Below are 14,080 nucleotides of genomic sequence, written 5' to 3'. Positions count from 1 at the left end.
TAATTTGCCGTTAATTGAAGGCCAGCCGGGAAGCAAATGCCCCGTAATTTGATTTTATAAAACCCTTTTATGTCTGCACGCCTTGTCATAGATACCCTTGATTTTGCCTATAAAGGTGGGGAACATCATGGTAAAATTGTTGTTTCCGACTTTGAGCGTTTGCAGGATTATCTGGTTGGCGATCGCGACGAGCTTAAGTACATGGTCAGTGGCGCTCTGGACAGGGACGGCAACCCTGTTTTGCGAGTCGCCGTTCAGGGAACGATAAGCCTGCAGTGCCAGCGTTGCCTTGGCGAACTCCGGCACATGCTGGATTTACGAACGGAGCTGTTGCTGACAAGAAATGAGGATGAACTTTCTCGTCTTGATGAAAATGAATCGGCTGACGGCATCCTGGCGAAACCTGACATGGATATTCTAGGGCTGATTGAGGATGAAATAATTCTGGGCTTGCCGATTTCGCCCCGGCATGAGGAGAGTGAATGCTCGCTGGGTACGCTGAACCATAATGACACGGCGGGCGCCACGCCTCTCTTTACCGCATTGACGCAACTGAAAAAGCTGCATTGAAATTCATTAAAGGAGCTAAACGACCATGGCAGTCCAACAAAACAAAAAATCTCCGTCAAAACGCGGGATGCACCGCTCGCATGATTTTTTGACCAGTTCGCCGCTGACGGTGGATTCTAATACCGGCGAAGTACACTTACGTCATCACATCAGCCCCAACGGTTACTACCGCGGAAAGAAGGTCGTCAAGGCAAAGGGAGATTGAATTTCGCCCCATCGTTTCGCGGGGGTACCGAAGTTTTCAGTTTATCCTGGCCGCATCTCGGGCTTAGGGGGCGCCAAGATTGGATATTACCGTAGCCATAGATTGCATGGGTGGCGATCACGGCCCTCATGTGACGGTGCCCGCCGTCGTCGATTACCTCCATCGCAATCCCGGGACGGACATTGTTCTGGTGGGACTCCGCGACGCTATTGAAGCAGAATTGTGTGCCATCAAGTTTGCATCCAGCCCACGGTTACGGATTCATGCTGCAAGCGAAGTTGTGGGCATGGATGAGTCGCCCGCCCTGGCGTTACGCGGCAAGAAAAATTCTTCGATGCGAGTTGCTATCAATCTGGTCAAAAGCGGTGAAGCCCAAGCCTGCGTCAGCGCTGGTAACACCGGAGCCTTGATAGCGACCTCACGGTTTGTCCTGAAAACGCTCCCTGGCATTGATCGGCCAGCGCTCGCGGTGGTATTGCCCACTATGAGGGGACGCACTTACGTGCTTGATTTGGGCGCCAATGTGGATTGTAATGCCGAACACCTGCTTCAATTCGGCGTCATGGGAGCGACCCTCGTATCTTCTGTAGAAGGTAAGGAGAGGCCCAGCGTCGGCCTGCTGAACATCGGCGAGGAAGAGATCAAAGGCAACGAAGTGGTGAAGCAGGCGGCGGAGATGCTTCGGGTCAGTGGATTGAATTTTTACGGGAATATTGAGGGTAATGACATTTATAAAGGGACGACCGATGTGGTTGTGTGTGACGGTTTCGTTGGCAATGTAGCCCTGAAAACTTCGGAGGGTGTGGCGCAGATGCTTTCCACATACCTGCGCGAGGAATTCAGGCGCAATCTTCTCACCAAGTTGGCGGGAGTCGTTGCCTTGCCGGTCATCAATGCATTCAAGCGCCGGGTGGACCACCGTCAATACAATGGAGCGAGCCTGCTGGGGTTGCGTGGCATCGTCATTAAGAGCCACGGGTCGGCAGACAGTTATGCGTTTGGTTTCGCAATCGCGCGCGCCGTAGATGAGGTTCGTGGCGGGATGTTGCGTCATATAAGGGAGCGTGTAGCGGAGTTGCCGCGTTCACCTAAAAGTCCAACATCGTATCCTCCTCCCTTGCCGGAAGAACGTCCCGCCCTTTAGGGAGCCAACCGAAGGGTGAAGCCCAGGGGGCAAAAAAGTCTTTATGGATCATTACGCCAAACTGAATAATGAGCGGCCAACTGCCGGATTTAGATGATGTACTCCAGAATCACTGGGACAGGCAGTTATTTGCCCGAAAAAATTCTCACCAACCATGATCTTGAGCGCATGGTGGATACCAGTGACGAATGGATACGCACTCGCACCGGTATTACACAACGACACATCGCGGCAGACAGTGAAATGGCCAGTGACTTGGCGCTCCACGCCAGTCGCGCGGCAATGGACGCGGCGGGAGTCACCGCTGAAGATATCGGCCTGATCATTGTCGCCACTACCACGCCGGACGTGATTTTTCCCAGTACTGCCTGCATTTTGCAGGATAAGCTTGGTGTCAAGGATTGCCCGGCATTCGACGTGCAGGCAGTATGTAGCGGTTTTATCTATGCGCTTGCCACCGCCGATCTTTTTATTCGCGCGGGCAAATATCGTGCCGCGTTGGTGGTTGGTACCGAAATTTATTCTCGCATCCTCGATTGGACCGATCGCGCCACCTGTGTGCTATTCGGAGACGGCGCGGGTGCGGTGGTACTGACCCCAAGTGATCAACCGGGAATACTTTCAAGCCATCTGCATGCCGACGGCAGCCACAGTAAAATCCTTGCCGTACCTGGCAGCATTTGTGGTGGCAAAGTGCAAGGCAAGCCGTTCCTTACAATGGAAGGTAATACTGTTTTCAAGTTTGCGGTAAAAGTACTGGAAGAGGTTGTCCACGAGGCTGTGGCTGAAAATGCATTGCAAGTATCCGATATTGATTGGTTGATTCCGCATCAGGCCAATATCCGCATTATTCTTTCCACCGCAAAAAAATTAGGGATACCAATGGAGAAAGTAATTGCCACGTTGGATAGCCACGGCAATACCTCCGCTGCCTCTATCCCGCTGGCGCTGGATACCGCCGTACGCGACGGACGTATTCAATCCGGCCAGTACGTGCTGCTGGAGGGGGTGGGCGGAGGTTTTACCTGGGGAGCGGTGCTGCTTCGTTGGTAAACCGTGGGATGACAAGGCATATAGCCGGGCGTGTTTGCGACCATTCGATGATGAGCATTGGAATTTTCAGTTTTGGTTCCCATCAATGATGGGCAATTGTTGGGCCTAATCGATCAAACATGGGAACAGCAATGAAGTTTCCCCTAAAATTTGCATGCGTATTTCCTGGTCAAGGCTCACAGTCGCTGGGCATGATGAAAGGATATGCCGATTTTCCCGTTGTCCGGGAAACCTTTGCCGAGGCATCCGATATTCTTGGACAGGATTTCTGGGCGCTGGTCAACGAGGGGCCGGCTGATAAGCTGAATCTGACGATCAACACCCAGCCGCTGATGCTTATGGCAGGTATCGCGGTATTTCGTGCATGGGAAAGTTTGGGTGACGCGAAACCCGTTTTTATGGCCGGTCATAGCCTAGGGGAATATACGGCTTTGGTAGCCTCGGAAGCATTGCTTCTTGCCGATGCGCTGCCACTGGTGTGCTTTCGGGCAGAGGCGATGCAACAGGCGGTACCGGAAGGTATTGGGGGCATGGCGGCGATCCTGGGGCTTGACGATGAAGTGGTCCGGGCAGTGTGCAACGAAGTCACGGATTCTTCCAGCGGGGAATTGTTGGAACCGGCGAATTTTAACTCGCCTGGCCAGATAGTGGTCGCAGGGCACAAAAATGCGGTATTGCGCGGCATGGAACTAGCCAAGTCACGTGGCGCAAAAAGAGTACTGATGTTGCCTGTGAGCGTGCCGTCGCATTGCTCCTTGATGAGTCGGGCGGCCGACAAAATGCGACAGCAGTTGGAGGATGTGACCCTTAAGTCGCCAAAAATCCCCTTGTTGCACAATGCGGATGTGCAACAACACGATAATCCCGTCGCAATAAAAGAAATTCTGGTGCAGCAATTATGCAGGCCGGTGCGGTGGACCGAAACCATCCGCGCTTTTGCTGCCGCGGGCATCAGCCATGTGATGGAATGCGGTCCAGGCAAGGTGCTGTCGGGGCTTAACAAGCACGTCGACCGAAATTTGCAGAGCTTGGCATTGCCGGACGGCGCAGCGCTTCAGGATGCTGCCAGCATATTGATGCAGGGTGGAGAAAGTCCGACGCCTGTTGCGCGGGTTTATCCAGGTTAATTCATGATCGAACATACTGGACAATAATGCTGCAAAATCAATTAGCGCTCATTACCGGCGCCAGTCGGGGCATCGGCCAGGCTATTGCGCTTGAGCTAGGCCGGCAGGGAGCCACTGTTGTGGGTACCGCCACCACCGAGGATGGTGCGGAAATCATCAGCCGTTACCTGAAAGAGACCAGCGTCAAAGGTGCTGGCGTGATCTTGAACGTAAATGACATTGCGCAGATTGAAAATGTTCTAAAAGCGGTACACGAGCGATTTGGGGATATCGGAATATTAGTGAACAACGCCGGTATCACCCGCGACAACTTGCTCATTCGAATGAAGGATGAGGAATGGGATGAAATCATGGAAACTGACCTCAAATCAGTTTTTCGTTTAAGCCGCGCGGTCCTGCGAGCCATGATGAAAGCCCGCTATGGACGGATCATCAATATTTCCTCGGTGGTGGGCGCTACCGGTAATATGGGACAGAGCAATTATGCCGCCGCCAAGGCAGGAATATTTGGCTTCAGCAAATCTTTGGCGCGCGAAGTGGGCAGCCGTAACATCACGGTGAATTGCATTGCGCCGGGTTTCGTGGAGACCGACATGACCCGCTCGCTCAATGACAATCAACGGCAAAACCTCCTGCGGCAAGTACCGCTGGGGAGATTGGGGCGTCCGGAGGATGTGGCTTCAGCGGTCGCGTTTATTGCCTCTCCAGTTTCGGGGTATATTACTGGAGCGACGCTGCATGTGAATGGTGGAATGTATATGGATTAATCAAAAGTTATTCCGCTAAATGCAGTAACATTCATAATCTACCTGTCTCGTTTGGTTGAGGTAGTGATCATTAATGACAAATGGCATGGATAGTGTTTTATGTATCGGTTGCATCCGTAATGCTTTTTCATCTTTGATTGGTTCTGATTTTATTAATACTTGAAAACTTGCTAGAATGGCGGCGTTTTTCTTACTGGAGAAGAGGTACCTAGATGGAAAATGTAGAACAGCGTATAAAAAAAATTGTGGCCGAGCAACTGGGAGTGAATGAGGCTGATGTGAAGAACGAATCGTCTTTTGTGGATGACTTGGGTGCGGATTCGCTCGATACCGTGGAGCTGGTCATGGCACTGGAAGAAGAATTCAAATGCGAAATTCCCGACGAACAGGCAGAGAAAATAAATACCGTTCAACAGGCTATTGATTACATAAATTCTCACACCAACTGATTTCTTGCTTCAAGCACAATCCCCATATCGGAGTCAATCTTGTCCAAGCGTAGGGTAGCCATCACCGGCCTGGGCATTATTTCGCCTATTGGCAACAATGTTCCGGATGCATGGAACAATGTCGTCGCAGGAAAATCCGGCATTACCCGGATTACGCGTTTCGATGCTTCCGCATTTGCTTCTCAGATAGCCGGAGAGGTCCAGGATTTCGATGCCACACACTATCTTGCCGCCAAAGACGCCCGCCGGATGGATATTTTCATTCATTATGGCATGGCTGCGGCGATCCAGGCCGTCAAGGACGCCGGTATTGAAGACATAGCCAATACCCAGGTTGACGCCGAGCGCGTTGGCGTCAACATTGGTTCCGGTATCGGTGGTTTATCAATGATCGAGGATACGCATAACGCGTATCTTGCCGCGGGTCCGCGCAAAATCTCGCCATTCTTTATTCCCAGTACCATTATTAACATGATCGCGGGTAATCTCTCTATCATGTTCGGCTTCAAGGGACCGAATCTTGCCATTGTCACTGCCTGTACCACCGCGACCCATTGCATCGGCGACTCGGCCCGGCTGATCGAATACGGCGATGTCGATGTAATGGTAGCGGGTGGCGCGGAGTCTTGTGTCACTCCACTTTCTATTGGCGGGTTCGCCTCGGCGCGGGCACTATCGACTCGCAACGATGATCCCGCTACCGCCAGCCGGCCGTGGGACAAGGGCCGCGACGGCTTTGTGCTGGGTGAAGGCGCGGGGATCCTGGTACTGGAAGAGATGGAGCATGCCAAGCGCCGGGGGGCTAAAATTTATGCTGAACTGGCTGGCTTCGGCATGAGCGCCGATGCCTATCATATGACCGCACCTTGTGAAGACGGGGAGGGTGCCGCGCGATGCATGGCCAACGCGTTGAGAAATGCAGCGGTGAATGCTGCTGAGGTGGACTATATCAATGCCCACGGTACCTCCACCCCGCTCGGTGACTTCACGGAAACCATTGCGGTGAAGCGCTGCTTCGGCGAACATGCGAAAAAACTCGTCGTCAATTCCACAAAGTCCATGACCGGACATTTGCTGGGTGCCGCGGGTGGGGTGGAAGCAATATTCTCCACGCTCGCGGTACATCATCAGATTGCACCACCCACTATTAATATTTTCGAGCAGGATCCGGCGTGCGATCTGGATTACGTTCCCAATACCGCACGAAGAATGAAAATTGGCGTGGCGATGTCGAATTCATTTGGCTTCGGCGGCACCAACGGCACGCTGATCTTTCGTAAGACTTAAACTAGATCGATAGCTGACTCGCTCTTTTTCACTTTTAGTAATGCGCCACAACACTTTTTGATCCCCGCACCTTCTTGGTGAGTTCTAACCATACATTCCCCCTTCCAACTTCAGGTTAATTTTTCGTTGTAGCGCATGCGCACGCTAAAACGCATCAGTTTGCTCGTACTGGCTGGCATATTCCTGTTCACCGCATGGTTTGCTTACCAGGTCAACAGGCCAGTTCAACTTCCTGTTGTTCCTTACGAATTTTCCATTGAGCCCGGCAGCAGTCTGAGAAGCGTTGCCAAGCAATTAGCCGATGCGGGGGTTTTGCGTGACGTCTGGTCGTTTGTCTTGCTATCGCGGGTGATGGGACTCGCGTCCTCACTCAAGGCCGGGGACTATGAGATTGCCGTGAGTACGTCACCCCTGGAGCTGCTGGAGCGCATCACCAAAGGTGACGTCAATCAAAGTGAAATCAGATTTATAGAAGGCTGGACTTTCTTGCAGCTTAGGCAAGTCCTGGATGAGCATTCGGCCATTCGGCACGATACCACCAACCTGAGCGACGAGGAAATTCTACGGTCGATCGGAGCAAGCGAAACAGCAGCGGAAGGGCTATTCTTCCCAGATACCTATTTCTTTGCGCGAGGCAGTAGCGATGTCGCAATATTGAGGCGCGCTTATCACGCGATGCAAAATCATCTCAATAGGGAATGGGATATACGCGCTGTAAATTTGCCGCTGAGAGATCCTTATCAGGCATTGATTCTCGCCTCGATCGTTGAAAAAGAAACCGGCAAGGAAAGCGACCGGACAATGGTGGCTGGCGTATTCGTCAACCGGTTGCGTTTAAGTATGCTGTTGCAAACCGATCCTACTATTATTTATGGCCTCGGCAAAAAATTCGATGGCAACCTGCGTAAGAAAGACCTTCTGGCCGATCAGGAGTACAACACTTATACACGCCGCGGCCTGCCGCCCACCCCTATTGCCATGCCGGGACTGCCCTCGATCCAGGCGGTGCTGAATCCTGCTAAAACCGATGCGCTGTACTTTGTCTCGAAAGGGAACGGGGAATCGCATTTTTCAAGTAATTTAGCGGATCACAATCGTGCGGTAACGAAATACCAGAAAAGGAGGACACCGTAATTCCTTACGATCCACGGTATATTACGGGATCATGAATATGGGTTTCGGGATTGCCCTTACGAATAAACCCCGCTGGCTTCGGCATCTTGAAAAAAGTAGTTGTTCAAGTATTTATCGAAAGGAATTTCGGTTGCTGTATTCAACTGCTTCTGTTGCGCCAGCGACGTTTCAACCTGAAAATCAAAACTGATTTTCACGGAAGCATCTAATGCGCAGTTCTTAAAGTAATGTGTATATTCCTGTGATTTTTGCAATACCAGATCGGTAATTGACAGACGCTGGTCTCGCATTGTCGAGAGCATTCTTGCTGAAGACGTTAACTCGGGATGGCGAATAACTTCCATCTGTTTGTCCAATGCCTGGGTATAGGGCTTATCGCTATTACCTTTATCCAGAACGTCGCAAATTTCCTGCATTTGCTCGCATAGCATCAGCGCCCACTGCTTCAGTGAAGTTTCCCGTCCTTTTTTTAATAGTTTCAGTGCTGGATCCCTTCCTCTGTTGGCTACAGACAATGCGTTGCTATTAATCTCCTCATACTGCTTCAAATCATAAGGCGGATTTTGCAGGAATAAACAGAAAAGGCTAAAAGCTTCAAGAAATCGTGTTGTTTCAACCGAAATTCCGACAGGTTCAAAAACATCGACGTCCAGAGATCGCATTTCAATATATTGAATACCCCTGCTTCTTAATGCCTGGAGAGGTCTCTCATTCGGTCTGGTAGGTTGTTTTGGCCGTACCGAGGTGTAATATTCATTCTCAATTTGCAGGAAATGAGTATTCAATTGCTGATATTGGTCTCCTGCTTTTAATCCAATTCTCTCATAATCGGGATAAGGTACCGAGGTGGCCCTGGCCAGGTCCCTTATATAATCATCAAGACTATTAAAGGAAACATGAAACATTGATTGAACGGGATTGATATAGCCGATCTCGCTCATCCTCAGAGAAGTAGCATAAGGTTTATAATATGACGTTTCATCGAACTTCTCTAATGTATGAGAATGGGCAGAATGACGGCTATCCATAAAAGTTTTGCTGACTGCCGGGGAAGAACCGAATAAATACAGAATAAGCCAGCCATAACACTGTAAATTTCTGATCATTCCCATATACGAATGCGTCGTGAATGATTGCAAGCTTCCGGCATGTCTCGTTAATTGCTGGTACGGAGGCCAGAATTGCTCAGGAATCGAGTAGTTAAAATGAATCCCGGAAATGACCTGCATACAGCGGCCATAGCGGTAGCCCAAGCCCCGCCGGTATATATGCTTCATCATTCCGATATTGGATGAGCCATATTCGGCAATAGGAATTGCCGGATTCGTCAGGTCACCGATAGGCATGCTTGACGCCAACAACAACTCGTCATCGATATTTGCGCAAACGTATTTATGCAGGTCTGTCAAGAAACGTAATGTTTCACGTCCATCGGATAATGCTGGAGTGATCAACTCAAGCAAAGCTTCAGAATAATCAGTCGTTATGTGCGGGTGGGTCAGGGCAGCCCCCAGACGAACCGGATGGGGTAGTTGGGATATTGATCCTTCGCGGGTAATGCGAAGGCTTTCTTTTTCGATACCCTTTAAGCCGTCGATTAATAAAGGTTGAAGGGATTCGTTGACGATTCTTTTGAAGTATCCATCAGGCAATTTGTATGGCATCTACTGCTCCCTGGCTCCGTTTCAAACAGCTCAAGAGAAATTCCTGTTCTGTTTTAGAGATTATCCTCAAGGATTAGAGGCGAGCAGTCAATCTTTAATCTCTTCCTTGGCATGGATGTGCTTCATTGATGAATTCAATAAATCCTATCCGGCGCCCAAGTTCCCGTGTATCTGCAAGCTGCGGGTGGGCCGGGAAATTGGATTAATGCGGATACCGAAATGCACATCCAACTGGGATTTGCTCGGCTTCCGAACGTAAAAATTGACTTTGCTTCCTTCAAAAGTAGAATGGCGGGCTATTCAATAAAATGTCGGGTTGTTGCTTTCCTTGATTCAGGCCCGGAAAATAAAATTTTGACGTTGTAAATTACCCAGGAAGGAGAAAATGAGTCACACATTATATGAGGCTTCTGTTTTACGCGTGCAGCGCTGCGAGTTAGCTGTTCCGGGGTCGAATCCCGGGATGTTTGAGAAAGCGATGAAAAGCGGCGCGGATTTCATTTTTCTTGATCTCGAAGATGCGGTTGCTCCCGATGACAAATTAAAGGCGCGTAAAAATGTTATCGAAGCGCTTAATGACCTGGATTGGAAAGGACATGGCGTAACAATTTCAGTGCGTATAAATGGGCTGGATACGCAATTCATGGTTCGCGATGTTGTTGATCTCGTCGAACAAGCGGGCGGCAAACTGGACACCATCCTGGTTCCCAAAGTAGGGGTGTATGCCGATGTATACATGGTTGAGGCCATGCTAAACCAATTGGAAATGCAGCAAGGGTTAAAGAATAGAATCGGTCTCGAAGCCTTGATCGAGACAGCTTTAGGCATGGCTAATGTTGAGGATATCGCCCGTAATGGCACATTGGGCCGCCTCGAAGCACTACATTTCGGCGTAGCCGACTACGCAGCCAGTAATCGCGCCCGAACAACAAATATCGGCGGACTTAACCCGGATTATCCAGGCGACCAATGGCACGCTGCTATCAGCCGCATGACAGTGGCTTGCCGAGCATATGGTTTGCGTCCCATTGACGGTCCGTTTGGCGATATTAAAGACCCTGATGGTTATAAACTCGCGGCTAAAAGAGCCGCTGCTTTAGGCTGTGAAGGAAAGTGGGCAATCCATCCGTCACAAATTGCACTCGCTAATGATGTGTTTACACCACCTGCTGCGGAAATTGAAAAAGCGCAACGCATTTTGGCTGCTTTAAAAGAAGCGGCAGCGCAAGGCAAAGGTGCAGCTGCGCTGGATGGTCGATTAATTGACGCTGCTTCTGCAAGAATGGCCAATAACGTTGTCAAGATGGCGGAAGCAATCGCCGCAAAAAGCGAATAGCCAATTCAATAGCCGCCTTTAGCGGCTTTTTCTTTTCGGCCTTATCGGATCGGTTAAAGCGCGTTGTTGCGCACCGCGGAGGTGTGAGCTCCAGAATCGAGTGACACAGAATGCATAGGTTCCAGGACAGTCAGCTAACCTAAAATCCTGGAGCGGACGCATATAAAGACAAAGGTTAAAGTCATCAAAAAAACCTTTTTGACTCATGGCAATTAAATGAAAAATGAGCGGTCGATCGCCGGTTCAGGTTTAAAGTTGCTGTTATTTTCCACCGCATTAACTTGATCTGCTTCCGGCTCAACGATTCATAGGAAATCCAGATGAATGATTCTTTAAACAGATAAGGTGATAGATTGGACATTCACGAGTATCAGGCGAAAGAGATTTTGACTAAATATGGCGTTAAGATCGCAGAGGGCGGCTTGGCTTACAGTCCCGAAGAAAGTGTGCAGCGCGCCAGAGAGATCGACGGAAACATCTGGGTGGTAAAAGCACAGATTCATTCAGGGGCACGCGGTAAGGCAGGCGGCATCAAAGTCTGCAACACGCATAGCGAGGTGAAAGCGGCAGCGGAAGAATTATTGGGAAAAAATCTGGTTACGCATCAGACCGGCCCGGCAGGAAAAGTTTGTTCAAGAGTGTATATCGAAGCAGGGATAGATATTGTGAGAGAGCTGTATCTCTGCTTTCTGATTGACCGGAGCTCCGAATGTATTGTCATGATAGGCTCCGCGCAAGGCGGGATGGAAATTGAGGAACTGGCTGAAACAAATCCTGATGCAATCAAAAAAATTTACGTCGAGCCTGCTGTCGGTCTTCAAGACTTTCAGGCGCGCGAGATGGCTTTTGCATTAGGATTGGAGGCAACGCAACTCAGTCATGCCATTAAAACCATAAAAGGTTGTTATCGCGCCTTGCGCGATCATGATGCGAATATGCTGGAAATCAACCCGTTGATTATTACAGGTAGCGGCGAACTGATCATACTGGATTCAAAAATGAGTTTTGATGATAACGCTTTATTTCGCCGCCATGAAATTGCCGAATTGCGCGATAAAACCCAAGGTGACCCTCGGGAGGTGGCGGCGGGGGATCACGGCTTGAGTTACGTTGGCCTGACCGGCGACATCGGCTGCGTGATTAACGGTGCGGGTCTGGCGATGGCCACTATGGATATGATCAAGCTGGCGGGTGGAGAACCGGCAAATTTCCTTGATGTCGGGGGTGGAGCGTCAGCGGAGCGCACCGAAAAGGCATTTCGCCTGGTATTGGCTGACGAAGGCGTTAAAGCGATGCTGGTTAATATATTTGCCGGAATTAATCGTTGCGACTGGATCGCCGAAGGTGTCGTGCACGCGGTAAAAAATATTGGCATGAAAGTCCCGCTGGTTGTGCGTTTATCCGGTACAAATGTAGAGGAAGGCCGGCGGATCATTGCTGAGAGCGGCTTGCCTATTATCACGGCGGGAACGCTGGCGGAGGCGGCTGATAAGGTTGTCCATGCGCGTAACGAGGTCATTGCGGAGGAACGCAGAAGGGAAAGTATATGGCAATCTTAATTAACGAGAGTACGCGTATTATTGTTCAGGGCTTCACCGGTAAAACCGGCACCTTTCACGCACAGGACATGATCAACTACGGGTCCCGCGTTGTTGGCGGCGTGACTCCCGGCAAAGGCGGTCAGCAACACTTGGGCCTGCCTGTTTTCAACACGGTAAAAGAAGCTGTGCAACAAGTGGGAGCCGAGGCGAGCATCATATTTGTTCCGCCGGCATTTGCGGCGGATTCAATTATGGAAGCCGCTGATGCCGGTATTAAATACTGTGTGGCGATTACCGATGGTATCCCCACTCAGGATATGATGACGGTAAAGAACTTTTTGCGTCGCTTTCCCCTCAAAAAAAGAATGGTGCTCACCGGACCAAACTGTGCCGGTACGATTAGCCCCGGCCGGGCAATGTTGGGAATTATGCCCGGGCATATTTATATTCAAGGTCATGTCGGAATTATCGGTCGCTCGGGGACACTCGGCTACGAAGCCGCTGATCAGATGAGAACGTTGGGTATTGGCATATCGACTTCGGTGGGAATCGGCGGGGATCCGATTATCGGCAGTTCGCATCGGGATATCCTGGAAAGATTTGAGGAAGATATCGAGACCAAGGTAGTGGTCATGATCGGTGAAATCGGCGGGCCCCAGGAGGTTGAAGCCGGTGTTTTTGCCAAAGAACATTTAAGTAAGCCGCTAATCGCTTATATTGCAGGTTTAACCGCGCCTGAGGGCCGTCGCATGGGCCACGCCGGGGCGATTATTTCGTCGGCAGGTGAAAGTGCCGCGGAAAAAGTGGCTGCCCTTGAGGAGTTGGGCGTCACAATTTGCCCAACGCCCGCCGCGATGGGCGAAACGGTTGCCAAGGTGCTGGCCAGGATGTAGTTTTTATGCACCTGGTTTTATCAGGGTATGCTTGACAGTGGAGGCTTAGGACATGGCAATCTGGATGACAGCATTAAAGATCATTCCGTGGGGAGATGTACTGGAATCGGCACCCCATATCGTCAAGGCGGCAAAACATCTCTTTTCCGCAACCAAGACCGACGCAAGCGGTTTTGCCGAAGCCCCAAATTCATCAGCCGGTGATGGTTTCGCCAATGCGGATAAGCTGAATAAACGCGTCCGCCTGTTAGAGACAAGAATCGTTGAATTGAGCGATGAGCAAAAATCCTCCACCGAGCTAATCAAGTCCCTTGCTGAACAGAATGCGCTGATCGTTGAGGCCATTGAAGTGTTTCGAGTTCGAGTGAAGATTCTGCTTATTGCCTGTATTTTACTGGTCAGCGTGCTGGCTGGCCTGGTATTCTGGCTGATGATGAGCAAGTAATAATCCCCGGCCCGATGCCTATTCCTGCGAGTGTGGCGCCCACGAGCAATCGCTCGGTGCGGTCTTACTTCCTCCAGCGCAATAAACGTACTTTCCGGGTCTTGTACCGGTCATAAGGCTGTTCCATGCTGGCCCGTAATTTCCTATACAATCTCCTCCGCCTGTCGCCAGTGGTTGATTTATCGCGTGATTGAAGCAGTTTTCGTGGTACCAGAAAGAGTCGCGGCACTGGTGCTACCCGTTTCCATAAACCAGAAATAAAATATGGCCCGTAGTGGAGTTCATATTTTTATAACGTGAAGCGGATACTTGCCTCCGAGGAGAAACCATGAGTTATCCCATGACAACTGTACATGCGGTTTCATCTGGAATTACGGCAAACAAAGGAGAAACGAAATGGTAGTCAAGCTTGGGCTGAGGCTAATGGTGCTCACATTTGGGGCGTTGATGGCGGCGACGTCCTAC

The 14,080-nt window shown here is 50.4% G+C and carries 14 protein-coding genes; 13 read left to right on the top strand and 1 reads right to left on the bottom strand.

The genetic code is table 11. From position 1 onward, the window contains the following. The first annotated feature begins 69 nt into the window (after positions 1-69). From BLP45_RS11695 to mltG, 9 genes are all read left to right on the top strand, one after another. Complete coding sequence (locus tag BLP45_RS11695) at positions 70-570, top strand: YceD family protein (protein ID WP_090372668.1); 501 nt, start codon at positions 70-72, stop codon at positions 568-570. Positions 571-595: 25 nt separating this feature from the next. Then, positions 596-775: a 50S ribosomal protein L32 gene (gene rpmF, locus BLP45_RS11690; protein ID WP_090372667.1), complete on the top strand. Its 180-nt coding sequence runs from the start codon at positions 596-598 to the stop codon at positions 773-775. Between the two features lie 79 nt (positions 776-854). Further along, the gene (gene plsX, locus BLP45_RS11685) at positions 855-1,919 is read left to right on the top strand and encodes a phosphate acyltransferase PlsX (RefSeq protein ID WP_090372666.1); all 1,065 of its coding nucleotides are present in this window, start codon (positions 855-857) and stop codon (positions 1,917-1,919) included. A gap of 93 nt (positions 1,920-2,012) precedes the next feature. After that, the gene (locus tag BLP45_RS11680; protein ID WP_090372665.1) at positions 2,013-2,972 is read left to right on the top strand and encodes a beta-ketoacyl-ACP synthase III; all 960 of its coding nucleotides are present in this window, start codon (positions 2,013-2,015) and stop codon (positions 2,970-2,972) included. A gap of 131 nt (positions 2,973-3,103) precedes the next feature. Beyond that, positions 3,104-4,099, top strand: coding sequence for an ACP S-malonyltransferase (fabD, locus tag BLP45_RS11675; RefSeq protein WP_090372664.1), 996 nt, complete (start codon positions 3,104-3,106; stop codon positions 4,097-4,099). Between the two features lie 26 nt (positions 4,100-4,125). Continuing rightward, complete coding sequence (gene fabG / locus BLP45_RS11670; RefSeq protein ID WP_176754737.1) at positions 4,126-4,866, top strand: 3-oxoacyl-ACP reductase FabG; 741 nt, start codon at positions 4,126-4,128, stop codon at positions 4,864-4,866. A gap of 212 nt (positions 4,867-5,078) precedes the next feature. Next, the gene (gene acpP / locus BLP45_RS11665) at positions 5,079-5,315 is read left to right on the top strand and encodes an acyl carrier protein (protein WP_090372662.1); all 237 of its coding nucleotides are present in this window, start codon (positions 5,079-5,081) and stop codon (positions 5,313-5,315) included. A gap of 39 nt (positions 5,316-5,354) precedes the next feature. Beyond that, positions 5,355-6,602 (top strand): beta-ketoacyl-ACP synthase II, encoded by a 1,248-nt coding sequence (gene fabF, locus BLP45_RS11660; protein WP_090372661.1) that lies wholly within the window; start codon positions 5,355-5,357, stop codon positions 6,600-6,602. Between the two features lie 135 nt (positions 6,603-6,737). Next, entirely contained in the window at positions 6,738-7,736 is a 999-nt protein-coding gene (gene mltG, locus BLP45_RS11655; RefSeq protein WP_090372660.1) for an endolytic transglycosylase MltG, read from the top strand. A gap of 56 nt (positions 7,737-7,792) precedes the next feature. Here mltG and gshA read toward each other — a convergent pair whose 3' ends face one another. Next, complete coding sequence (gshA, locus tag BLP45_RS11650; RefSeq protein WP_090372659.1) at positions 7,793-9,400, bottom strand: glutamate--cysteine ligase; 1,608 nt, start codon at positions 9,398-9,400, stop codon at positions 7,793-7,795. Between the two features lie 385 nt (positions 9,401-9,785). On the opposite strand from gshA, the gene BLP45_RS11640 reads away from it, so the two are divergent. The 4 genes from BLP45_RS11640 to BLP45_RS11625 all read left to right on the top strand — a co-directional run bounded on the left by BLP45_RS11640 (position 9,786) and on the right by BLP45_RS11625 (position 13,615). Further along, complete coding sequence (locus BLP45_RS11640) at positions 9,786-10,736, top strand: HpcH/HpaI aldolase/citrate lyase family protein (protein WP_090372657.1); 951 nt, start codon at positions 9,786-9,788, stop codon at positions 10,734-10,736. Between the two features lie 353 nt (positions 10,737-11,089). Continuing rightward, the gene (locus BLP45_RS11635; protein WP_090372656.1) at positions 11,090-12,295 is read left to right on the top strand and encodes a malate--CoA ligase subunit beta; all 1,206 of its coding nucleotides are present in this window, start codon (positions 11,090-11,092) and stop codon (positions 12,293-12,295) included. Beyond that, positions 12,283-13,170: a succinate--CoA ligase subunit alpha gene (gene sucD, locus BLP45_RS11630; RefSeq protein WP_090372655.1), complete on the top strand. Its 888-nt coding sequence runs from the start codon at positions 12,283-12,285 to the stop codon at positions 13,168-13,170. The genes BLP45_RS11635 and sucD overlap by 13 nt, the downstream gene beginning before the upstream one ends. A gap of 52 nt (positions 13,171-13,222) precedes the next feature. Further along, the gene (locus tag BLP45_RS11625; RefSeq protein WP_090372654.1) at positions 13,223-13,615 is read left to right on the top strand and encodes a hypothetical protein; all 393 of its coding nucleotides are present in this window, start codon (positions 13,223-13,225) and stop codon (positions 13,613-13,615) included. Positions 13,616-14,080: the final 465 nt, after the last annotated feature.

It is taken from the genome of Nitrosospira sp. Nl5 (assembly GCF_900102495.1).
Classification (GTDB): Bacteria; Pseudomonadota; Gammaproteobacteria; order Burkholderiales; family Nitrosomonadaceae; genus Nitrosospira.
The sequence above is the reverse complement of the archived record's forward strand: the minus strand, read 5'-3'. Positions and strand labels throughout refer to the sequence as shown.

Bases quoted from the DNA above. Each gene is read 5' to 3' on its own strand.
- BLP45_RS11625 (WP_090372654.1), top strand. From the start codon at position 13,223: ATGGCAATCTGGATGACAGCATTAAAGATCATTCCGTGGGGAGATGTA.
- fabD (WP_090372664.1), top strand. From the start codon at position 3,104: ATGAAGTTTCCCCTAAAATTTGCATGCGTATTTCCTGGTCAAGGCTCA.
- BLP45_RS11640 (WP_090372657.1), top strand. From the start codon at position 9,786: ATGAGTCACACATTATATGAGGCTTCTGTTTTACGCGTGCAGCGCTGC.
- sucD (WP_090372655.1), top strand. From the start codon at position 12,283: ATGGCAATCTTAATTAACGAGAGTACGCGTATTATTGTTCAGGGCTTC.
- mltG (WP_090372660.1), top strand. From the start codon at position 6,738: ATGCGCACGCTAAAACGCATCAGTTTGCTCGTACTGGCTGGCATATTC.
- BLP45_RS11695 (WP_090372668.1), top strand. From the start codon at position 70: ATGTCTGCACGCCTTGTCATAGATACCCTTGATTTTGCCTATAAAGGT.
- BLP45_RS11680 (WP_090372665.1), top strand. From the start codon at position 2,013: ATGATGTACTCCAGAATCACTGGGACAGGCAGTTATTTGCCCGAAAAA.
- acpP (WP_090372662.1), top strand. From the start codon at position 5,079: ATGGAAAATGTAGAACAGCGTATAAAAAAAATTGTGGCCGAGCAACTG.
- gshA (WP_090372659.1), bottom strand. From the start codon at position 9,400: ATGCCATACAAATTGCCTGATGGATACTTCAAAAGAATCGTCAACGAA.
- rpmF (WP_090372667.1), top strand. From the start codon at position 596: ATGGCAGTCCAACAAAACAAAAAATCTCCGTCAAAACGCGGGATGCAC.
- fabG (WP_176754737.1), top strand. From the start codon at position 4,126: ATGCTGCAAAATCAATTAGCGCTCATTACCGGCGCCAGTCGGGGCATC.